At 49.2% G+C, this 21,021-nt stretch carries 20 protein-coding genes and 2 tRNA genes; 7 read left to right on the forward strand and 15 right to left on the reverse strand.

From position 1 onward, the window contains the following. Positions 1-75 precede the first annotated feature (75 nt). Positions 76-1,134, reverse strand: a complete 1,059-nt coding sequence (locus JKP77_RS08470) for a Glu/Leu/Phe/Val dehydrogenase dimerization domain-containing protein (protein WP_218310752.1) — start codon at positions 1,132-1,134, stop codon at positions 76-78. Between the two features lie 191 nt (positions 1,135-1,325). Here JKP77_RS08470 and JKP77_RS08475 point away from each other — a divergent pair, with 191 nt between their 5' ends. Next, a complete protein-coding gene (locus JKP77_RS08475) occupies positions 1,326-1,793 on the forward strand; it encodes an Lrp/AsnC family transcriptional regulator (protein WP_218310753.1) in 468 nt (155 codons plus the stop codon). 186 nt (positions 1,794-1,979) lie between these two features. Here the strand turns inward: JKP77_RS08475 and maiA are convergent, their stop codons facing one another. The 9 genes from maiA to pspA form a co-directional block, all read right to left on the reverse strand. Continuing rightward, positions 1,980-2,636 carry a maleylacetoacetate isomerase gene (gene maiA / locus JKP77_RS08480; protein WP_218310754.1) on the reverse strand — a complete coding sequence of 219 codons (657 nt, stop codon included), beginning with the start codon at positions 2,634-2,636 and terminating at the stop codon, positions 1,980-1,982. A gap of 64 nt (positions 2,637-2,700) precedes the next feature. Next, positions 2,701-3,711 carry a fumarylacetoacetate hydrolase family protein gene (locus JKP77_RS08485; RefSeq protein WP_218310755.1) on the reverse strand — a complete coding sequence of 337 codons (1,011 nt, stop codon included), beginning with the start codon at positions 3,709-3,711 and terminating at the stop codon, positions 2,701-2,703. Positions 3,712-3,719: 8 nt separating this feature from the next. Then, positions 3,720-4,871, reverse strand: a complete 1,152-nt coding sequence (locus JKP77_RS08490; RefSeq protein WP_218310756.1) for a homogentisate 1,2-dioxygenase — start codon at positions 4,869-4,871, stop codon at positions 3,720-3,722. Continuing rightward, a complete protein-coding gene (gene hppD, locus JKP77_RS08495; RefSeq protein ID WP_218310757.1) occupies positions 4,864-5,955 on the reverse strand; it encodes a 4-hydroxyphenylpyruvate dioxygenase in 1,092 nt (363 codons plus the stop codon). Before hppD ends, JKP77_RS08490 begins: the two co-directional genes overlap by 8 nt. Before the next feature lie 241 nt (positions 5,956-6,196). After that, a complete protein-coding gene (gene tyrR / locus JKP77_RS08500; RefSeq protein ID WP_218310758.1) occupies positions 6,197-7,753 on the reverse strand; it encodes a transcriptional regulator TyrR in 1,557 nt (518 codons plus the stop codon). A 160-nt stretch (positions 7,754-7,913) separates the two neighbouring features. Next, positions 7,914-8,714, reverse strand: coding sequence for a phenylalanine 4-monooxygenase (phhA, locus tag JKP77_RS08505; RefSeq protein WP_218310759.1), 801 nt, complete (start codon positions 8,712-8,714; stop codon positions 7,914-7,916). Between the two features lie 190 nt (positions 8,715-8,904). Then, the gene (gene pspC / locus JKP77_RS08510; RefSeq protein WP_218310760.1) at positions 8,905-9,366 is read right to left on the reverse strand and encodes an envelope stress response membrane protein PspC; all 462 of its coding nucleotides are present in this window, start codon (positions 9,364-9,366) and stop codon (positions 8,905-8,907) included. Next, positions 9,363-9,602, reverse strand: a complete 240-nt coding sequence (gene pspB / locus JKP77_RS08515; protein WP_218310761.1) for an envelope stress response membrane protein PspB — start codon at positions 9,600-9,602, stop codon at positions 9,363-9,365. Before pspB ends, pspC begins: the two co-directional genes overlap by 4 nt. A 66-nt stretch (positions 9,603-9,668) precedes the next feature. Beyond that, on the reverse strand, positions 9,669-10,358 hold the full coding sequence (pspA, locus tag JKP77_RS08520; RefSeq protein ID WP_218310762.1) for a phage shock protein PspA: 690 nt from the start codon (positions 10,356-10,358) through the stop codon (positions 9,669-9,671). A 199-nt stretch (positions 10,359-10,557) separates the two neighbouring features. On the opposite strand from pspA, the gene pspF reads away from it, so the two are divergent. From pspF to JKP77_RS08550, 6 genes are read left to right on the forward strand one after another with little or no spacing between them, the layout of a single operon-like run. Then, positions 10,558-11,664 carry a phage shock protein operon transcriptional activator gene (gene pspF, locus JKP77_RS08525; protein WP_218310763.1) on the forward strand — a complete coding sequence of 369 codons (1,107 nt, stop codon included), beginning with the start codon at positions 10,558-10,560 and terminating at the stop codon, positions 11,662-11,664. A gap of 2 nt (positions 11,665-11,666) precedes the next feature. Next, positions 11,667-13,289, forward strand: a complete 1,623-nt coding sequence (gene sapA / locus JKP77_RS08530; RefSeq protein ID WP_218310764.1) for an ABC transporter substrate-binding protein SapA — start codon at positions 11,667-11,669, stop codon at positions 13,287-13,289. Continuing rightward, positions 13,286-14,317 (forward strand): ABC transporter permease subunit, encoded by a 1,032-nt coding sequence (locus tag JKP77_RS08535; RefSeq protein ID WP_218310765.1) that lies wholly within the window; start codon positions 13,286-13,288, stop codon positions 14,315-14,317. Before sapA ends, JKP77_RS08535 begins: the two co-directional genes overlap by 4 nt. Continuing rightward, the gene (locus JKP77_RS08540; protein WP_218310766.1) at positions 14,304-15,197 is read left to right on the forward strand and encodes an ABC transporter permease subunit; all 894 of its coding nucleotides are present in this window, start codon (positions 14,304-14,306) and stop codon (positions 15,195-15,197) included. Before JKP77_RS08535 ends, JKP77_RS08540 begins: the two co-directional genes overlap by 14 nt. Continuing rightward, positions 15,197-16,192: a peptide ABC transporter ATP-binding protein gene (locus JKP77_RS08545; RefSeq protein ID WP_218310767.1), complete on the forward strand. Its 996-nt coding sequence runs from the start codon at positions 15,197-15,199 to the stop codon at positions 16,190-16,192. The genes JKP77_RS08540 and JKP77_RS08545 overlap by 1 nt, the downstream gene beginning before the upstream one ends. Further along, on the forward strand, positions 16,189-16,995 hold the full coding sequence (locus tag JKP77_RS08550; protein WP_218310768.1) for an ATP-binding cassette domain-containing protein: 807 nt from the start codon (positions 16,189-16,191) through the stop codon (positions 16,993-16,995). The genes JKP77_RS08545 and JKP77_RS08550 overlap by 4 nt, the downstream gene beginning before the upstream one ends. Positions 16,996-17,157: 162 nt before the next feature. Here the strand turns inward: JKP77_RS08550 and JKP77_RS08555 are convergent, their stop codons facing one another. The 5 genes from JKP77_RS08555 to JKP77_RS08575 all read right to left on the reverse strand — a co-directional run bounded on the left by JKP77_RS08555 (position 17,158) and on the right by JKP77_RS08575 (position 21,002). Further along, positions 17,158-18,288 (reverse strand): sodium ion-translocating decarboxylase subunit beta, encoded by a 1,131-nt coding sequence (locus tag JKP77_RS08555; RefSeq protein WP_218310769.1) that lies wholly within the window; start codon positions 18,286-18,288, stop codon positions 17,158-17,160. A gap of 3 nt (positions 18,289-18,291) precedes the next feature. Then, the gene (gene oadA, locus JKP77_RS08560) at positions 18,292-20,079 is read right to left on the reverse strand and encodes a sodium-extruding oxaloacetate decarboxylase subunit alpha (RefSeq protein ID WP_218310770.1); all 1,788 of its coding nucleotides are present in this window, start codon (positions 20,077-20,079) and stop codon (positions 18,292-18,294) included. 22 nt (positions 20,080-20,101) lie between these two features. Beyond that, positions 20,102-20,374 carry an OadG family protein gene (locus tag JKP77_RS08565; RefSeq protein WP_218310771.1) on the reverse strand — a complete coding sequence of 91 codons (273 nt, stop codon included), beginning with the start codon at positions 20,372-20,374 and terminating at the stop codon, positions 20,102-20,104. 420 nt (positions 20,375-20,794) lie between these two features. Then, positions 20,795-20,871: transfer RNA gene (locus tag JKP77_RS08570), tRNA-Arg, on the reverse strand. A 54-nt stretch (positions 20,872-20,925) separates the two neighbouring features. Beyond that, positions 20,926-21,002: transfer RNA gene (locus tag JKP77_RS08575), tRNA-Arg, on the reverse strand. Positions 21,003-21,021: the final 19 nt, after the last annotated feature.

The following is a 21,021-nucleotide window of genomic DNA, read 5'->3' on the forward strand; positions in this document are numbered from 1 at the left end:
TAGAAACTGGCTCAGTTCAAAACAGAGTGTCTGTATGAACTGAGCGGCGCATTATGACGACTTGTTATGAAGGTTTCAACCCTTGCGGTTAAATCGTTCTTCCGCCATGGTATTGGCAACCCGGTTGGTTGCTTTCCCTTCTTCATCAGAACGCGCATAAATTTCTTTCAATGTGGTTCCGATGTTCTCCAGATGGGCCCGCAACGCGTCGTCAGATGAGCTTTCCATCCGCTGATGGAAGATATCGATAACGCCACCGGCGTTAATCACATAATCTGGTGCGTAAAGGATCCCTTTTTCACGTAACAACTCTCCCATTTCTTCCCGGGCAAGCTGGTTGTTTGCTGCACCAGCAATCACTTTGGCTTTAATGGTTGGCAGCGATTCGTCATTAATGGCTGCACCCAGTGCACACGGTGCAATTACGTCTACGTTCAGCGTGAAAATCTCTTCCGGCGCTACCGCCGTTGCACCAAACTCCTTCACCGCTCGCTCTACTCCTTCCGGGTAGATGTCGGTGACAAACAGCGTCGCGCCAGCGTCATGAAGATGTTTTGCAAGACGGTAACCTACATGTCCCATGCCCTGAATCGCAACGGAAACGCCTTCAAGACTTCTTCCCATTGCATAGTCAACGGTAGCACGCAAACCGACAAACACCCCATAAGCCGTGGATGGTGCCGGGTTGCCGTCAGCGTTTTCGCCGTTGTAGTGATAGCGTGCATTTACGCCGGCGATATAGGGAGATTCTTCCGCCATGGCCTGCAAATCAGTTACTGCAATGCCTGAATCTTCCGCTGTAAAGTATTTGCCGCCTAAAGAATCAACAAACCGACCCATTGCGCGCATCATTTCGGGTGTTTTGGCTTTACGCGGGTCACCAATTATTACAGACTTGCCACCGCCTAGTTCAAGGTTCGCCATGGCCGACTTATACGTCATGCCTTTAGATAAACGAAGAACGTCTGTCAGTGCTTCTGAGCTGTTAATATAAGGCCACATTCGACAACCACCCAATGCAGGACCTAGGTTGGTGTTGTGCACAGCGATAATCGCACTCAGACCCGCTTCTTTGTCATGATAAAAAGCTACGTGTTCGTGGTTATCGAATTCAGAATGGTCAAAAACAGACATAGTCGCTCAAATAGGTTGCTTGAATTTTACAATATAGTAGTTCAACTGGTTGAGGACATGCGTTGCGAACTTTGTTAATGGAATTTACAAACTGAAATGCAATCTTTGTAAGTATTCCTAAGCTAGGATATGTATCCTATAAATAATTTTAATATATAATAGCCATCATAATTAGTGTGGAATAGCCGTTAATGAAACTCGACAAGTTTGACCGCGAGATCCTTCGCGTTTTACAGCAGGATGCAACTGTATCCATGGCCGATCTGAGTCAGCAGGTTGGCCTCTCTCATACCCCATGCTGGCGTCGTGTAAAACGCATGGAAGCCGATGGCATTATCCTGAAGAAAGTAACGTTGCTGAACAGCAAAAAACTGAATTTGGGCGTATCGGTTTTCATTTACGTGACTCTGAAGAATCATGACGGTGACTCACTGACAGATTTCGAAAATGCAGTACAGTCGATTGATGAGATCGTAGAATGTCATACCACCAGCGGCGAGAAAGATTACTTGCTTAAGGTCATCGTGGAGAGCATCGAGGAGTATGAGTATCTGCTCAAGAACAAACTGACTCACCTGCCCCTGGTAGACCATTTAAGCTCGACCTTCGCATTAAAGCAGGTGAAAAACACTACTGAACTGCCAATAAAGAACCAGTAACTTGTTTGCATCAAAAGCTAGGCAGCATCTACGTGGTTGAGGCTGTTAGAGAGGCTGATGGTCTATTTTCGCGCAGGCATACCACTGATACCATCGCTGATAATGTGAAGCGTGTCAGCACTATACATAACGAGCACCCTCAAATGAAAAAAGCGCCAGATGGCGCTTTTTTTTAACTTGTTCTGACTACCGGGGGGCGTCCGGCTGATTTTCAGGCGCTGCGTTCTGAAACGCTTCTAACTGATTACAGTTATCTGCGATTTTACTGATTAACGGGAAATTCCCCATATCTACGCCAAACCGGTTTGCATTATAGACCTGTGGCACAAGACATACGTCTGCCAGCGTGACATCAAAATCGAAGCAGTACTTTCCGGCCTGCGTCTGTAAGCGTTGCTCTATTCCTTTAAACCCCTGCTCTATCCAGTATGCCGCCCACTGCGAGACATTGTCCTGCGAGGCCCCGTATCGGGATTTCAGCGCATTAAGCACACGCAAATTGCAAATTGGCTGAATTTCGCAGGCAATATCCTGTGCCAATGCGGTCACCCGGGCTTTTTCAACAGCATGTTGCGGTAATAGCCGATAGGGTTCAGGATAGCGCTCATCCAGAAACGTGATGATACTGAGTGACTGATTCAGAATTATGTCTTCGTCTTCATCCACCAGCGTGGGAACCAACTCAGCAGGATTCAGACGATGGTAGGATTCAAGATGCTGCTCCCCGCCATCTTTGACCAGATGCACGGGTTTAATCTCGTACTCCAGTCCTTTCAGATTCAGTGCGATTCGCGTTCGGTATGACGCAGTAGAGCGCCAGTAACTGTATAACGTAAGACTCATAGTGTTACTCCACAAAGCCTGCACAGAGCATGGCGATCCTATCCACCATGCTCTGATTATAGTCTTAGTTCAGCGGCTTGACCTGCTGCTCTATCGCTCCGAAAACAGAATTTCCGGCTGCGTCCAGCATCTCAATGCGAATGCGATCCCCAAACTGCATAAACGGTGTCGACGGCTTACCGTCACGGATCGTTTCAATCATCCGTACTTCTGCAATACAGGAATACCCCACGCCACCTTCACTGATAGCAGAACCATGGTCAGTACCCTGCTTGTTAGATACGGTGCCGGAGCCGATGATGGCACCCGCGCCCAGGTTGCGGGATTTCGCGGCATGGGCAACCAGTTGCCCAAAGTCGAAAGTCATATCTTCACCCGCTTCAGGCTTGCCAAACAATGCGCCGTTATAGGTAGAGCGTAGCGGAAGGTGAACTTTATTGTCTTTCCACGCTTCACCCAGTTCATCCGGTGTTACCGCTACCGGTGAGAAACTTGAGGCAGGCTTCGACTGGAAGAATCCAAAGCCCTTGCCCAGCTCGCCGGGAATCAGTCCGCGCAGTGACACATCATTCACCAGCATCAGCAAACGAATACGCGAGGCTGCCTCGTCTGCAGAACAGGCCATGGGCACATCGTCAGTCACAACAGCCACTTCCCCTTCAAAATCAATTCCCCACTCGTCGTTAGGCAGAATAATGTCTTCATTGGGGCCTATAAAGTCATCCGAGCCCCCCTGATACATTAACGGGTCGGTCCAGAAACTCTCCGGCATTTCTGCGCCACGCGCTTTGCGAACCAGCTCGACGTGATTCACGTAAGCGCTGCCATCCGCCCACTGATAAGCCCGGGGTAATGGCGATTCACAGCGAGTTTCCTGAAACGGTACGCTGTCGATGAGATTATCATTTAATTCCTGATAACGGGCTTCCAGTTTAGGCGCCAGGTTTTTCCAGTCATCCAGCGCTTGCTGGAGTGTAGAAGCAATGTCTGAGACTTCACACGTCCGGCTCAAATCGCGGGACACCAGCATTAACTGGCCGTCACGGGAATCATTTTTATATGTTGCGAATTTCATAGTCTTCCTTATTTTTTATCGTCGGCACGCCAGCTGTATACATAATCGGGATTTTCTACCTTGGCAGCATCGTCAGAAAACATCAGGGCGTCGCGGGTATCCAGCATGACTGCGACCTCGTCGGTAAATGTCTTCTTATGTGCCATACCAGCTGCAAACGCTTTAGGGTGCGGACCGTGAGTAAACCCGGCAGGGTGAAAAGTCACCATGCCTCTCTCTATATTGTCCCGGCTAAAGAAATCGCCTTCATGATAAAAAAGCACTTCATCATAATCGTCGTTGTTGTGATAAAACGGCACTTTCAATGCACCCGGGTCACTCTCAATAGGACGGGGCACAAAGGTGCATACAACGAAGCGCGACGCCACAAAAGTGGTATGCGCCGACGGCGGTAAATGATAGCGATGGCTCATCAGCGGGCGGATATCCCGCCAGTTCAGCCTTACGACAGACAAATCACCATGCCAGCCAACAGCATCCAGCGGATTGAATGGATAGGTGATACGTGAACGCGCCTGATGTCGCTTCACCTCTACATGCCAGGTGTTCTCGTCTTGTTGCGCCAGGAACGTATCATTGATCTGCGGAATATCCAGTACCGCCGGATCAAAAATAGCGTGTCCGCCCAGCATGCCTTTATCCGGCAGCTGATAGCTGTCGTTCGTAGCTTCTATCAGCAGGATCTGCATCGGCTGATGCGGAGACAGTCGCCACATTGTCGAGCGTGGCAATACCACATAGTCACCCTGCACCACCTTCATGTGACCATAGTCACAGAACAGGTCGCCTTCCCCTTCATGAATGAAGAGCAAGTCATCACCATCGGCGTTGCGTGCCAGTGTGGTCATCGGTTCTGAACAATGCCACAGACGATACTGGCAATGCGCATTAAACAGGATTACCGGCGCATCAAACGGGCTGTTAGTGGCAGGTGAACTGGCCTTTTCTTCCAGTTGATTCAAGTCGAAGGCACGAGGACGCAAATCGCCCTCCCACTCTACCCAGCCGGTAGGTGCATGCTTATGATGCATATGTGTAGCCGGACCAAAGAAACCATTTCGGCCCAGTTCACGCTCATAAATTCCCTCTTGCGGAAAATCCGCATGCGCCTGTCGGGAGTGGGTTCCCTGCGCGGCAGGGAATTTAATCCAGTTACGCATCTTGTTTCTCGTTGATTACGCCACGACGGATTTGATCCTGCTCGATAGACTCGAACAGCGCTTTGAAGTTACCTTCGCCAAAACCTTCGTTGCCTTTGCGCTGAATAATTTCAAAGAACACCGGCCCGATAACGGTATCAGTAAATATCTGAAGCAGGATCCCGTCTTTCATCGGTGCACCGTCAATAAGGATCTTCAGCTCATGCAGCTTGTCCAGATCTTCACCATGGCCTTCCACTCGGTTGTTGACCTGCTCATAGTAGGTATCCGGCGTATCCATGAATGCCATGCCACGTGCTTTCAGATCGCGAACCGTTTGATAAATGTCGTCGGTAGACAAGGCAATATGCTGAATACCTTCACCATTGTATTCTTTAATGAACTCTTCAATCTGTGACTTATCGTCTGACGACTCATTGATAGGAATACGGATTTTGCCGCACGGTGACGTCATCGCTTTGCTTACCAGGCCGGTAAGTTTGCCTTCGATATCGAAGTAGCGAATTTCACGGAAGTTACCGATGCGCTCGTAGAAATCTGCCCATACCGCCATATTGCCGCGGCGCACGTTGTGCGTCAGGTGATCCAATACTTCCAGCCCCGCGCTGGTTTCTTTTAATTTTTCTTCCCAGCCGTCATAAAAGTTGAAGTCGACCTCGTAAATATTTTGCTCTTGGTAGCGGTCGACAAAGTACAGTGTGCTTTCACCAATGCCGTATACAGCCGGGATGTTCAGTTCCATCGGGCCTAAATTACCCACGAATTGTTTAGCACCATTTTCCAGCGCATGCTTCAGCGCCTTCCCCGCATCTTTTACGCGGAAAGCCATACCGCAAACACTTGGTCCACGCAGACGCGCGAACTCTTCTGCCTGAGAGGCAGGTTCGGCATTAACGATGAAGTTGATATCACCCTGCTTAAACAGCCAGACCCGCTTGGATTTATGTTGCGCAACTTCAGCAAATCCTAATGAAGAAAACAGCGCTTTCAGGTCGTTTATTCCTTTTTCGTCTGCCGCTGTGTATTCAACAAATTCAAAGCCATCAGTGCCCAGTGGATTGTAAGAGTAATCAGTCGTTGTCATTTTTATGCTCCTTCGCGTAAAGAGCACGGCAATAACGAATGTTGCCATGCGTCTTAACAATTCTTTTGCATACTAGGCATCATTTTTTACATACAGAGAAGAGCGCGGCATCACATGGCTATTGGCAAACGGCTGGTAAAAAGCGTATAGAAAAATGAACAGAGGGAAAGAAATGAAAATGACGCGGTAAATCACGCCTCACAAAGGCTGTAAGGCGTAAAGCTGAAGTGACAAACCGTACCTAAAATTTTACAGTGCCTTTATTGATGCCATATTCGCGCAGCTTGTTAGCAATGGCGGTATGGCTCAAACCAAGCTTTTTCGCCAACTGACGGGTACTGGGATAAGACGGATAAAGACGACGAAGCAGGTCTTTTTCAAACTTCTTCACTTCTTCATCCAGCGTGCCATCAAAGTTCTCATCGATGTAAGTTACGCTGGGGGCACAACTGGGTAACTGAATATCTTCTTTGGTGATCTCATTACCGTCCAACAGCGACAATGCACGATACAGCGCATTCTGAAGCTGACGCACATTGCCCGGCCAGGGGTATTGCTGTAGATACTCAACACAGGACTTGCTCAACTTTGCCGGACGGCGACCGAGTTTTCCGCTGTGTTGCAATATGAAGGTTTCAGCAAGCGGAACAATATCGGCGCGACGTTCTTTCAGTGATGGCATCATCAGACTCAGTACATTCAGACGGTAATACAGCTCTTTTCTGAAGCGCCCCTCTTCTACTAACTGGCCTAAATCGCGGCAGGTGGTACAGACAAAGCGAACATCAACTTCTACCGGCTTATTATCACCCACGCGCCTGAATTCACCGTCTTCCAGCACTCTTAACAGCTTAGCCTGCAGCTGTGCCGACATATCTGCGATTTCATCCAGAAGCAGTGTCCCGCCTTTTGCCAGCTCCAGCAGCCCGGCTTTTCCATCTGGCTGATTGTATGCACCAGCGGCGTAACCAAACAATTCGGTTTCAGCCACACTGTCCGGCAATGACGCACAGTTTAATGCCAGAAATTCACCGCCATTACGACGGCTTGCCTGATGACAGGCCCGGGCAATCATTTCTTTTCCGGTTCCGGTCTCACCAAAAATCAGAATTGGCGCATCCAGATCCGCGACTTGCTTCGCTTCTTTCACCGTTTTCCGCATCGCGGATGACGCGGTAATGAATCGCTCAAAGCTGTCCGTTTCCGGTTGATGGAAAGCGCTGAACTGTTGGCCTAGCCGAAGTTCAGATTTCAGAATAACCACAGCGCCAGCCATAATGGGGTTGTTATCGCCATCTGGCACATAGATTGGCAGCACGTCTGCCAGATAATCCTGCTGTATAAACTTTACTTTTGCTGTCTGATGCTCGGGTTTCTTCGATTCCATCCAGCGCCCAAAATTGAAGCCTTTGACCAGATCGGCAATTTCAGCGCCAGCAATTTCTGTAAAACTCATTTCCAGACCACTGGTAACCGCTTCATTGCACATCAGCACCTGGCCTTTTGTATCAATAGAAAACACCGGATCGGGTAACGTGCGCAGGATGGCAGAAATTTGATTCTTTTCTCTTTCACCAGGCATGAAAGGGGTCGTTTTGACGTCATCAATGCCATCGATTCGCCGGATCTGTGGCATCAGATGCTGAAAGTCGGCGAATTCGATATTCGGGAAATTGAGAAAGATTTTTCCTGCAGGATCGATTTCAATTCCGCGCAGGTCGATTTCATGTGTAACCAGGATATCTAATACATCCTGTGTGATGCCCAGGCGGTCCTGGCATATTATTTCTAAGCGCATAACCAATTCTTATGTAAAGTTATTTTTACAGCTTATCACAACTTTATAACTAAGAACCAATACTTTGTTACTTTTACGAAGGGAAATCGGGGGGGTTGAGTGTCCGGTGCAGAGCTCGCCGGACACGCTATTCAGAGTATTGTTGTTACAACAATATTGGTCAGCTTGCCTGCTTTTCTTTCGGCGGAAACAGTGGCTCGTATAATCCCAGCTTTTTGGCTTCAGTCACCAGGCTCATGATATCCATTTCTGCCAGCGAAAACAGATCGTCAAACTGGTCAAGAATATAATACAGCGGCTGCATGATATCGATACGATACGGCGTTCTGAGTGCATCCAGTGGTGTTAGTGGATGGCGTTGAGGCGTATCACTTTCCAGTGCGTAAATTGTCTCTCCGGGAGAGGACAGGATCCCGCCACCATATATACGCAGACCATCTCCGGTTTTCACCAGACCGAATTCGACGGTGAACCAGTAAAGACGAGCCAGGTACACGCGGTCTTCTTTACTCGCCGCCAGACCTAATTTGCCATAGGTGTGAGTGAAATGCGCAAAGGCCGGATTGGTCAACAACGGACAATGCCCGAAGACTTCATGAAAGATATCCGGTTCCTGCAGGTAATCGAACTCTTCGCGAGTACGAATAAAGGTCGCTACCGGAAACTGCTTGTTCGCCAGCAGGCGAAAAAACTCGGTAAAGTTGATAAGTGCAGGCACTTCGGCAGTTTGCCATCCGGTCTCACGCATCAGTACTTTATCAATATCTGGCAACTGCGGGATTTCATTTTCAGACAATCCAACCAGCTCCAGCCCATCCAGATATTGCTGACATGCCCGGCCCTTAATAAGATCAATCTGGCGAGCATACAGCTCTGACCAAATCTGATTTTCTTCATCGCTCCAGTGGATGATGCCGTTCTCGTCTGAACTTCGCGACTTATACTGCGTCGTTTTACCCATTTAGCAAAACCTTTCATTTCGTGACATAGGATGAGAGCTAGTCTAATGAAAATACGGCAGCGCAGAAGCCCCGCTTTACTTTCAGGCTACGCAACCGGCGTAACACCAAATTTACATATCAGTAACGATTCTTTGAGGAAGGGAATAAAAAAGGCAGCGGGATGCTGCCTTCAGAGGTGTACTAAAAACGTTACAGCTTGCTAATCTCACGGTTTAGCTGAAATTCACGGGAGGTGACATAACGCTCCATACTCCGTAAACGGTTTTCAGCCTCAGTAAATCGCTTGCTGATATCATGAAACGCTTGCTTAGGGGGTTCACCGGCCTGCCAAACCTTCGTTTTAACAGAGACTTTCTGAGAATCATCACCATCCGCTGAGATAACGTTTCTCCATCCTTTTCCGGTATGCTGAAACACATTTGATGATTTTTTCGTAACAACCGGCTCGTGACCTTGCGGCTTTTTGTCCAGGATAAACCACCCTGCAACATAAGCAACCAGCATGAATGGTCCTGCGAGGAGGAAAAAGCCTGTGACCGCCAGAATCCTTACCAGCCAGCGCTCAATTCCAAAATAGTTAGCTATTCCTGCGCAAACTCCGGCGATACGAGCGTGCTCGGTATCTCGGTAAAGCGTTCTGCTGTGTCTCATGCCCGGCTCCTCCACTCTGGCGATTCACTATCTAAGATAGCTTCCAGCGTCTTTATGCGATCTGACATCTTTTCAGCTTTATCTGCCAGCTCCTGTAGCGACGCATATTCCTCTGCCGTTAAGCCCTGATTTACCTGCTTCTTGCTGCGATAGTGCAGAATAAGCCAGATAGGCGCGACGAAAATCATGAAAATAATCAGCGGCGCGATAACTAAAGCTACAATTCCCTCTTCCATAACCATACCTCCTCTAAGACGGTGATGTGTTGACCCGCGTCATCCTGACGCGTGGGGTACAAACTCTTATTTTGATTTTGCTTTTGCAGGCTTCTTATCGCCGCCTTTCACTTTGGCTTTCAAAGCAGCAAGCTCTTCATCAATCTTATCACCGGCTTCTAAATCGGCAAATTCATCCTGCAGCGTCTTCTTGCCAAGATCATAAGCGTCAACTTGTGACTCCAGGTCATCAATCTTACGCTCATACTGCTCGAAGCGTCCCATCGCATTGTCAACTTTTGAGCTGTCCAGCGTGCGCTTAACTTCCAAACGCGAACTCGCAGTTTTCTGACGCATGATGATGGTTTTCTGACGTGCTTTCGCATCTGCCAGTTTTTCCTGCAGCTGGCTGATTTCGTCCTGTAGCTTAGAAATTTGCTCTTCAACAATTCCCAGCTCTTTTTTCAGTGCTTCAGCAGCTTCTGCAGACTTCTTCTTCTCCTGAAGTGCGGCACGAGCCAGATCTTCACGATCTTTGCTCAGGGCCAGTTCCGCTTTCGCAGCCCAGTCTTCCGCATCCGTTTCGTACTTACTGATTTGCGCTACAATCTCTTTCTTACTGGCCAGTGTCTTTGCTGATGCAGAGCGCACTTCAACCAGCGTGTCTTCCATTTCCTGAATAATGAGGCGAACCATTTTTTCAGGATCTTCAGCCTTATCCAGCAATGAGTTGATATTTGAGTTCACTATGTCAGTGAAACGCGAGAAGATACCCATAATATTTACCTCTAACTCGTGGTGAAAACATGCACTATGGCATTCGTTGGATATAACTATTCAAATTGCTTGCCAACCACACTCCTTTTTTATCCTGTTGTAATTTAAGAATTTTTTCTCTTGCAAATAGTTGTCGAATCTAACGCCATTTTAAACTACACTACTAATTGGTCGAAATGACTAACTTTTGAGGGAATTAATGAGTCGCTACCGACAGCAGGATAATTTACTGGGCCAGGCAAACAGTTTTCTGGAAGTACTGGAACAAATTTCTCAACTGGCCCCGTTAAATAAGCCGGTACTGGTGATAGGTGAACGAGGCACGGGTAAAGAACTGATTGCAGCCCGTCTGCATTATCTCTCACAGCGTTGGGATCAGAACTACATAAAGCTGAACTGTGCCGCACTAAATGAAAGCCTGTTAGAAAGTGAGCTGTTCGGTTATGAGGCCGGCGCATTTACCGGCGCGGCTAAGCGGCGTGAAGGGCGGTTTGAAGTCGCCCACAACGGCACGTTATTTCTTGATGAACTGGCCAATACTTCAGGTCTTATACAGGAAAAACTGCTCCGGGTTATTGAGTATGGTGAGTTTGAGCGTGTCGGTGGAAGCAAAACGATTAAAACCGATGTTCGTTTAGTTGCCGCCACCAATGAAGACTTACCTGCATTGGCTGACGCCGGCGAATTTCGCGCCGATTTGCTCGACCGGCTGGCGTTTGATGTTATCACCATTCCCCCTCTGCGCGAGCGCCGTGAAGACATTATGATGATGGCAGAGCATTTCGCTATCAATATGGCCCGCGAACTGGAAATGGAGCTTTTCAGCGGTTTCACCGAGAAAGCAAAACGCACACTGCTCGAATACGACTGGCCAGGCAACATCCGTGAATTAAAAAACGTCGTTGAGAGAGCGGTATATCGCACGAATAACCCGCATTTGCCGGTTCATGAGATAGCGCTGGATCCATTTGACTCCCCCTTCCGTCCCACGTCACGTATTAAGACAGCTGACCGGATCAGCACGCCTGCACCGGCAGTCGCTGCGGATGCGACTAGCGACGCTGCAGAGCCCATTGCGGCGAACGAGCCGTCAGTGGTAGCGTCTCAAGAGTCATTCAGCTACCCCATTGACCTGAAAGAGCGTTCGCAGCAGTTTGAGATAGAAATGCTTCAGCAGGCTCTGGAAGACAGTCAGTACAACCAGAAAAAGACCGCCGAAAAGCTCAGTCTGACTTATCATCAGTTGCGAGGATATCTAAAGAAATATAATCTGTTGGACTCTTCCGCAGAATCAATGGGATCCTGAGCATGTTTGCAGGTTTTGTCAGACGTTGTTGTGTCATTCTGACCACTGCGCTGTGCGTCGCTGCGTGCTCTAAGAGTCCACAGGACTCGTTTTACCAGTCTGGTATTGTGTATTGCTCTGAAAGCAACCCGGTGAACTTTAATCCCCAGCTGGACACGTCCGGCACTACATCTGATGCCACTTCCCATCAGATTTATGGTCGACTGTTAGATTTCGAACCAGACACCGGCCGCATCATACCCAGCCTTGCAGAGAGCTGGCTGATTTCTGATGACGGGTTAACTTACACTTTTCAGCTAAGAAAAGACGTCAACTTTCACACCACCGAATACTTTACGCCAAGCCGCACATTCAATGCCGACGACGTGTTGTTTAGTATCAATCGCTGGCGATTGCCTTCACACCCATATCACAACGTATCTGGTGGACGGTATCCTTATTTCGAAAGCCTGGGACTGGCTGAAAATATTGCCAGTGTTTCAAGAATTAATGGTTACCGGGTCGAGATAACATTGCAGCGCAGAGACAGCTCGTTTCTGGCAAACCTTGCTACCGACTTCTCGGTTATTCTCTCCGAAGAGTACGCTCAACACCTTTTGAATCGTGGCGTTCCTGAGCGAATTGACCATTTCCCCATTGGCACCGGCCCCTTTAAATTCGACAGCTACCGTAAAGATCACTACATCCGGTATCAGCGCAACGACAACTATTGGAAAAATGAAGTTACCGCTGAACAACTGATTTACGATATCACTCCCAAAAGCTCACTACGCCTGGCCAAACTGATTACCAGTGAGTGCGACGCAATTGCCTTTCCTGCGCAAACTGAGCTTGAAATTATTCGCAACCGGGAAAACTTGCTGCTTGCAGAAAAGCCCGGGCTAAATATCGGATTCTGGGCCTTTAACACCCAACGCCCTCCTTTCGACAACCCCGATGTGCGCCGTGCTCTCGCGTTTGCAATTGATAAGAACACGCTTCTGGAAGCGGTATATTTTGGTAGTGCGACCAGAGCTAAAACCCTGTTGCCCGGGGCAAGCTGGGCCTATCAGGCTGATGCTGACGATACCGCTTACAATCCCGTATTGGCTCGCAAGCTACTCGATGATGCCGGTGTAGAACCGGGCTTTACCATGACAATTTGGGCAATACCGGTAGAACGCGCCTATAACCCAAATGCAGCTAAAATGGCAGAGTTGATACAGCGCTATCTGGCAGATGTTGGAATTCGAGCCACCATTGTCACCTATGACTGGACCACGTTCCGTCGCCATTTACGCGAAGGGCTTCATGACTCGGTATTGATTGGCTGGTCAGCGGATAACGGCGATCCGGACAACTTTTATCGTCCGCTGCTCAGCTGCGGCGCTATCCCCTCAGGGACGAACCGCGCCATGTGGTGTAATAACGATTATGATAAGCTGCTGAATCAGGCGCTACAAACTGAAGATACAGCGCAACGTAAGGCGATTTACCAACAAGTAAACCGATTACTTTATGAGCAACTACCCATCGTACCGATAGCCCATGCTTATCGATACAGAGCTTACAGAGATGAGCTGGAGGGCATGACCATTAACCCTTACGGTGGCGTTAGATTTGGCGGGGTTTCAAAAGCACAGTGATTACCATCCTTACCCGATATCTCACGCTCTTTGTACTGACCCTGCTGGTGTTGGCTGCATTATCATTTTCGCTGGCGTATCTGTTTCCTGGTGATGTGCTGACTAACCTTTCCGGCATCACGCCACAGAATGAGATTCAGCGTGAGGCGTTAGCGCGGCAGTACAAGCTGGATCAGGGCTATTTCTTTCAGTTTATTCATTATATCGGCCAGCTTCTTAGTGGTAACTGGGGCTACAGTTTTATTTCTGGTTTGCCGCTGCGCGATGAAATAGGTATTGCGATGCCTGCCACGATTGAGCTGAGTACCTACGCTATGCTCATTGCTATCGTTATTGGTATTCCAGTGGGTTACTACGCCGGCATGAAAGGCTATACGACGGCTGATCACACCATTAATTCGATCAGCCTTTTCAGTTATTCTTTTCCGGTTTACTGGCTGGCGCTGGTGTTCATTTTGGTATTCAGCCTTGAACTGGGTATCGCCCCCTTGTCTGGCAGGATCAGCCTGCTTTTCGATATCCCTAACGTCACCGGTTTTATTCTTATCGACACCTTGCTTGCCGATGGCATTGACCGCGGCCTGGCATTTCGTGACGCGCTGCATCACATGGTGCTGCCAACACTGGCAATCGCTATTATCACCACTGCAGCCATGATCAGACTAACCCGGCGCTCCGTAATCGATGTGCTTAGTCGCCCTTATATCACTGCTGCCCGTTCACGCGGTTTGTCACGATGGCAGATATTTTCTCGGCATATTCTGCGCAATGCCCTGCTTCCTATTCTGCCGCTTATGGCAATTCAGATTACCACGCTGATTACCAATGCCATGATTGTAGAGACATTATTCTCCTGGCCAGGCATTGGGAACTGGCTGATACAGGCAATTTATCAGCGCGACTATCCGGCCCTCAGAATCGGTATGCTTGCGGTATCTACTCTGGTCATTACACTGACCATTCTCATCGACCTTTTTAACCGGCTCATCGACCCCAGCAGGGAAAAATACGAACGTGGCACAGTTTAGTCTTTACGAAGAAGAGTATCATCCGTCACCACTTCAGCGAACGTGGCACGAGTTTCGTGGCAGCCATGTCGCGTTTGTAGGGTTGATCGTCCTGGGCATATTTCTGTTCTTTTCTCTGTTTGCTCCTCTGGTGGCTCCCCACGATCCGATTGCGCAAAACATTGATGCGTTGCTCATCCCGCCAAGCTGGGAGGTTAACGGCAGTATCAGCTATTTGTTTGGTACGGATGCGCTGGGCCGTGATGTTTTCTCCAGAATTATCTATGGCTGCCGGGTAACGCTGGGCAGCAGTATCATTTTGGTCTTACTGGCAATGCTGGTAGGGGTCACTATCGGCACTATTGCCGGAATGATGCGGGGAGTACGCTCCAGTGTTATCAATCACCTGCTTGATGCCCTGATGGCAATTCCAACCCTGTTAATTGCGATCATTATTGTGGCGATCCTCGGAACCGGCCTGGTAAATAGTATGTGGGCGATTACCCTGGCACTCATTCCCCAGTTTATTCATCACACCCGCTCGTTCGTCCGTGCAGAAATGAAAAAAGAATACATACTCGCATCCCGTCTGGACGGCGCCAGTAACCGACAAATCTTTTTCAACTCCATTTTGCCTAACATGATTGAAATGCTGGTAGTGCAAGGCACACTGGCTCTGTCTATCGCTGTTATTGACATCTCTGCGCTGGGATTTCTCAATTTGGGTGCACAGCCCCCCCTGCCTGAGCTGGGTGCCATTCTGGCTGACGGTCTGGATGTCGCCTATCTGGCCCCTTGGAACGTTGCCCTGCCAGGACTAACCATTTTCCTGATGGTCCTGGCTATCAATATCGTCGGTGACGGGTTGCGTTCAGCATTACGTAAGAGGTTAAGCCACTAATGCCAATGCTAGACATTAAAAACCTGACGCTGGAAATCGATACGGGTCAGGGCATGGTGAAGGCACTGGATAAAGTGAATCTTACCGTAAACAGTGGCGAAATTCGGGCGTTGGTCGGAGAGTCTGGCTCAGGCAAGAGCCTGATAGTGTCTGCTATCTCCGGCGCGCTGCCAGGGCAGTGGCGGTTGACCGCTGACCGGTTAAGCTGGAAAGGAGAAAGTTTATTGAGCATGACTGCTGAAGAGCGTCGGGAAGTCATGCGTCGGGATATTGCCGTGGTGTTTCAAAACCCGGTAACGGCACTGGATCCATCAGCAACATTAGGCGAGCAGCTGGAAGAAGGGATCCCCGATGAATTTGTCGAAGGCAGCTGGTTCTGGCAACGCAAACAACACCGTAAAAAAATTGCGGTCAGCACCGTTCATAAGGTTGGCATTAAATATCACAAACACTACCTAAGCGCCTATCCCCACCAGGTGCCTACCGACATCTGTCAGAAATTTATGATTGCGATGGCGCTGGTTTCTCAGCCCAAACTGCTGATTGCCGATGACCCCACCCGGGGCATGGAAACAACGACAAAAACACAAATTCTGAAATTATTCACCCGTTTGAATCAGACCAAGTCGTTATCGATATTATTTGTCAGTCATGACCTGCTTGCGATTGCCAGTATGTCTCATACCATGACCGTACTGTATGCTGGACAAACAGTTGAGTCTGGCAAAATGAAACACCTGCGTAAGCGCCCACTTCATCCATACACCAAAGCGCTGCTGGATAGTGCGCCAAGTTTCCGGACTAACCTGCCGCCAAAATCCACACTGCCGACACTGGAGGGCACTATTCCCCCCCTTCAGCATATGCCAATTGGTTGTCGTTTAGGGCCGCGCTGTCCAAGAGCACAACGCGACTGCGTTGTTACCCCTGTTGTTCGTCGAATTCACGATCACACTTATAATTGTCACTTCCCGTTGCACATGGAGAAGTTATGACAGACGTGATGCAGGTAAAAGGACTCACTTTTCGGCACAGCGATACCAAACGCTGGCTAAAGCGTGCGGAAATTTTTAAGCTTGGTCCTATCGACATGACCGTGAAACGCGGTGAAACCATTGCAATTATTGGTGAAAACCGTGCCGGAAAGTCGCTGTTGGCTAAGTTGTTGGTTGGGGCCCTGGCTGCTGACGATGGTGAAATTCTGCTTAATAACGAGCTGTATAATGCCCGGGTGAAAACGTCCGCGACAGAGCAATCCCGCACACATGACATTCGTATGATCTTTCAGCACAGCAGTGAAGCGATGAATCCTGGGATCCCGGTTGGCCGGATCCTGGATGAGCCGCTTCGGCTTAACACCAGACTGTCTGAAACTGAGCGCAAAAAAGTCATCGAAGAGACGTTAAAAAAGGTCGGACTGCTGCGGGAACATTACTACTACTACCGCCATATGCTGTCAGATGGACAGCAACAGCGCGTGGCGCTGGCCCGCTCTATTATGCTGCAACCTAAAGTCCTGGTTGCAGATGAACCCTTTGCGGCACTCGATCCCTCCATTCGTTCTCAAACCGTAAACCTGATCCTCAAGCTGCAACAGGAAATGGGCCTGGCTTTTATCTTCATTTCTCACAATCTGGGCATTGTCCGCCATATTGCCGATAGAATTGTGGTGATGGAAAACGGTGAAATTGTTGAGTCGGGCAAAACGGAGACCATTTTCAGGTGGCCTCAGCATGAACTCACCAAAAAGCTGATTATGGCCTATCAATCGCTGGTGCCGCAGCAAACTCTGCGCTGATCTCTTTCTTCTTTAATCTGTCTTATGTGAGATAAGCGCTAGTTCACATAGGATATTTGCCAGTGGCGTTTTCGTGCCAATTACATTACCCAACAGGCAATAAAAACGGAGTCCCCTTGCGGGCACGCCATTTAAGCCACCAATACATTAAAGGTTGGGTTGCTAGCCCACCAGCGCTAACAAAATGCCGGCGGCTACAGCGGAGCCTAATACGCCTGCTACGTTCGGTCCCATTGCATGCATAAGCAGGAAGTTATGCGGGTTTGCCTCCAGACCGACTTTATTCACTACGCGGGCTGCCATCGGCACTGCCGATACACCTGCGGCACCAATTAGCGGATTAATCGCTCCGCCGGAAAGCCGGCTCATGACTTTCGCCATGATCACACCGGTTGCTGTGCCGATACCGAATGCAACCGCTCCCAGTCCAAGAATACCCAGCGTCTCAACGGTAAGAAACGCTTCTGCAGATAATTTAGAGCCCACCGCAAGTCCGAGAAAGATAGTGACTACGTTTATAAGCTCATTTTGTGCAGTTTTACTCAGACGTTCCACCACACCACACTCTTTCATCAGGTTACCAAAGCAAAACATGCCTACCAGGGGCGTCGCTGACGGCAAAAAGAGAATCGTAAGGATAAGAACAGCCAGTGGGAAAATAATCTTCTCTCGACGCGATACAGGGCGTAGTTGCGCCATTTGTATTTTGCGTTCCTCTGGCGTCGTCAACGCTTTCATAATGGGCGGTTGGATAATCGGCACCAGCGCCATATAAGAGTATGCGGCAACCGCAATGGCGCCCAGCAGATCTGGTGCTAACCGGGACGCCAGGAATATCGCCGTGGGTCCGTCAGCACCACCTATGATGGCAATGGCGCTCGCATCCTTCAACGTGAACTCAAAACCGGGAACCATGTTCAGCGCGATAGCACCAAAAAGCGTGGCGAAAATACCAAATTGCGCAGCCGCGCCCAGCAGCAACATTTTCGGGTTAGCAATTAGCGCCCCGAAATCGGTCATCGCCCCCACTCCCATAAAGATGAGTAGTGGAAACACACCGGTATCAATGCCGATTTTATAGATGTAATAAAGCAGACCACCGACTTCCGTAAAGCCCGCCAGCGGTATATTCGTGAGCAACGCCCCAAAACCAATAGGAAGCAACAGCAGTGGCTCGAATTTTTTGACAATCGCGAGGTAGAGTAACAGACACCCTACCGCCATCATCACCAGCTGACCTGACTCAAAGTGCGCCAGCGCCGTACTGTTCCAGAGAATACTTAACTTATCCATTAATTACCCCAGTGCGATCAGCGGCTGACCGCTGGCAACAGCCTCGCCCTCTTTCGCCAGGACTTCAGAAACCGTTCCCGTGTAAGCACTGCGGATTTCAGTTTCCATTTTCATGGCCTCAAGGATCATCACAACATCCCCTTCTTCGACAGCGTCACCTGCCTGAACGAGGATCTTGAACACGTTGCCTGATAGCGGTGCATCAATATGCTGTGCGTCACCTGACGGCGCTGGCGCTGCATTTTCCTGAGAGTTGTCATTTGCAGGTTTAACGCTGGTAAGTGTGCCGGAGGCGGCAACCTCAACCTGATACACTTTCCCGTCAACTTTTACATCGTAGCTGCTATTTCCCTGCGCACTGGTATTCGCTTTTGCGGCGGAGGCCGGAGCCTCTTCCGGTTCGTTGCCAGGAGCTGGCTCAAACGCGTCCGGATTATTGCGGTTTTCAAGAAACTTCAGGCCGATTTGCGGGAACAACGCGTACGTGAGTACGTCATCAACCTGCTCGTCAGCCAGCGTGATAGATTTTTCCTGAGCCAGTTCTTTAAGTTCGTCTGTCAGCTTATCCATTTCCGGCGCAATATTGTCGGCAGGACGACAGGTGATGGGTGCTTCACCATCCAATATCCGCGCCTGTAACTCGTCATTCACCGGTGCCGCGGTGGCACCATATTCGCCTTTCAGCACGCCGGCGGTTTCTTTGGTAATACTTTTATAACGCTCGCCAGTGAGGACATTCAGCACCGATTGTGTGCCCACTATTTGAGAGGTAGGTGTAACCAAAGGAATGAAGCCAAGATCTTCACGTACCCGAGGGATCTCTTTTAATACCTCATCAAACTTATCCTGTGCGTTTTGTTCTTTAAGCTGACTCTCCATATTGGTCAGCATGCCACCCGGGACCTGAGCCAGCAGGATACGCGCATCAACACCTTTCAGGCTGCCTTCAAACTTTGCGTACTTCTTGCGTACATCACGGAAATAGCTGGCAATCTCTTCAAGTTCAGGCAACGACAAACCGGTATCACGCTCTGTTCCCTCTACCATCGCTACCAACGTCTCGGTAGCAGAGTGACCATAGGTCATGCTCATAGAAGAAATGGCGGTATCCAGCATATCAATACCAGCATCAATCGCTTTCTGGTAAGTGGCCGTGGATAAACCGGTGGTAGCATGACATTGCATAGCGATAGGCACAGATACTGTGTCTTTTAATCCGTTGATTAATGCTTCGCAGTCATAAGGCTTGAGCAATCCGGCCATATCTTTTATGCAAATCGAGTGCACGCCCATATCTTCCAGCTTTTTCGCCATTTCCAGCCAGAGAGAGAGATTATGGACGGGACTGACCGTGTAGGAAATTGTGCCTTGCGCGTGCGCGCCGCAATCAACTGCCGCTTTGACTGCAGTTTGCAGGTTGCGGACATCGTTCATTGCATCAAAGATGCGGAAAACGTCGACACCGTTCTCATGTGCGCGTTCAACAAAACGTGTCACTACGTCGTCTGCGTAGTGGCGATATCCCAGCAGGTTCTGACCACGTAACAACATCTGCTGGCGTGTATTAGGCATGGCCGCCTTTAATTTACGGATACGCTCCCAGGGATCTTCCCCAAGATACCGAATACAACTGTCAAAGGTCGCGCCGCCCCAGGACTCGACAGACCAGTAACCGACCTTATCCAGCTTTTCGGCAATCGGTAACATATCTTCAATGCGCATGCGGGTTGCCAGTAAGGACTGATGTGCATCGCGTAAAACCAGCTCAGTTAACGCCAGAGGCTTAGACATGGTAACTCCCAGTGTAAAATTGTTATTTATTCGATTGACGGTGCATGTGGACAGCGGCAGTAATTGCAGCAACAACACTGCTGTTTTCTTCTTTCGCTGTGGCAGGCATCGGTTTGGCAGGAGATCGTTTTACCGAGGGCTGCGTTTCTGGCTCTCCGGGGAACGCTTCACAAAATTTGGCTATTAACCAGACGCCCACAATTAGCAGGCTCAGAAACGCAAATACAAAGACCATCCCCACCAGCATCAGGGTGGCGGCTTCCATGAGTTGACTGCTGACGGATTCTGCTGCCATGACGATTCTCTCATTTTAAAGGACGTAGATAAGTATCATGTCGGGTTATAAAAAACAACACGACCTTACGCTCACTTTTGAATAGTTAGTCAAACTTTTCCGTCAAAGAGGGCGTTTCTTGATATTTTATGCGATTTTTTTAAATATTATCGCAACGCGCATTCACCAAGGATATACGCTCTATAGTTACGAATGATTACATAGTAAAGTTTAGTAGTGCCGCCATAACCTGCCACTTAAGGAGGTTGTCGGGTAGATGGCAGTATCAGGTGTGCAATAATGCGTTGCGAATGCCACTACAATGCGTCAGAGGCATTAAGAAAGTGACTTGCACCGCTCGAACGACCCGAGCGCTGCGAGGGACTGGAAATCCAACATACGGAAATGAAAAAGCCCACCGTAAAGGTGGGCTATTCAATATGGCGCGTGTGGAAGGATTCGAACCTCCGACCGCCTGGTTCGTAGCCAGGTACTCTATCCAGCTGAGCTACACACGCGTAAACTGCTTACTTTTGTAGTTTAACACAAAAGGTGACACTTAGTTAAAGTAGTGGCGCGTGTGGAAGGATTCGAACCTCCGACCGCCTGGTTCGTAGCCAGGTACTCTATCCAGCTGAGCTACACACGCGCAAAACTTGTTGTTGACT

The organism is Alteromonas antoniana, assembly GCF_019249295.1.
Taxonomy (GTDB): Bacteria; Pseudomonadota; Gammaproteobacteria; order Enterobacterales; family Alteromonadaceae; genus Alteromonas; species Alteromonas antoniana.

Bases quoted from the DNA above. Each gene is read 5' to 3' on its own strand.
- JKP77_RS08470 (WP_218310752.1), bottom strand. From the start codon at position 1,134: ATGTCTGTTTTTGACCATTCTGAATTCGATAACCACGAACACGTAGCT.
- JKP77_RS08475 (WP_218310753.1), top strand. From the start codon at position 1,326: ATGAAACTCGACAAGTTTGACCGCGAGATCCTTCGCGTTTTACAGCAG.
- maiA (WP_218310754.1), bottom strand. From the start codon at position 2,636: ATGAGTCTTACGTTATACAGTTACTGGCGCTCTACTGCGTCATACCGA.
- JKP77_RS08485 (WP_218310755.1), bottom strand. From the start codon at position 3,711: ATGAAATTCGCAACATATAAAAATGATTCCCGTGACGGCCAGTTAATG.
- JKP77_RS08490 (WP_218310756.1), bottom strand. From the start codon at position 4,871: ATGCGTAACTGGATTAAATTCCCTGCCGCGCAGGGAACCCACTCCCGA.
- hppD (WP_218310757.1), bottom strand. From the start codon at position 5,955: ATGACAACGACTGATTACTCTTACAATCCACTGGGCACTGATGGCTTT.
- tyrR (WP_218310758.1), bottom strand. From the start codon at position 7,753: ATGCGCTTAGAAATAATATGCCAGGACCGCCTGGGCATCACACAGGAT.
- phhA (WP_218310759.1), bottom strand. From the start codon at position 8,714: ATGGGTAAAACGACGCAGTATAAGTCGCGAAGTTCAGACGAGAACGGC.
- pspC (WP_218310760.1), bottom strand. From the start codon at position 9,366: ATGAGACACAGCAGAACGCTTTACCGAGATACCGAGCACGCTCGTATC.
- pspB (WP_218310761.1), bottom strand. From the start codon at position 9,602: ATGGAAGAGGGAATTGTAGCTTTAGTTATCGCGCCGCTGATTATTTTC.
- pspA (WP_218310762.1), bottom strand. From the start codon at position 10,358: ATGGGTATCTTCTCGCGTTTCACTGACATAGTGAACTCAAATATCAAC.
- pspF (WP_218310763.1), top strand. From the start codon at position 10,558: ATGAGTCGCTACCGACAGCAGGATAATTTACTGGGCCAGGCAAACAGT.
- sapA (WP_218310764.1), top strand. From the start codon at position 11,667: ATGTTTGCAGGTTTTGTCAGACGTTGTTGTGTCATTCTGACCACTGCG.
- JKP77_RS08545 (WP_218310767.1), top strand. From the start codon at position 15,197: ATGCCAATGCTAGACATTAAAAACCTGACGCTGGAAATCGATACGGGT.
- JKP77_RS08550 (WP_218310768.1), top strand. From the start codon at position 16,189: ATGACAGACGTGATGCAGGTAAAAGGACTCACTTTTCGGCACAGCGAT.
- JKP77_RS08555 (WP_218310769.1), bottom strand. From the start codon at position 18,288: ATGGATAAGTTAAGTATTCTCTGGAACAGTACGGCGCTGGCGCACTTT.
- oadA (WP_218310770.1), bottom strand. From the start codon at position 20,079: ATGTCTAAGCCTCTGGCGTTAACTGAGCTGGTTTTACGCGATGCACAT.
- JKP77_RS08565 (WP_218310771.1), bottom strand. From the start codon at position 20,374: ATGGCAGCAGAATCCGTCAGCAGTCAACTCATGGAAGCCGCCACCCTG.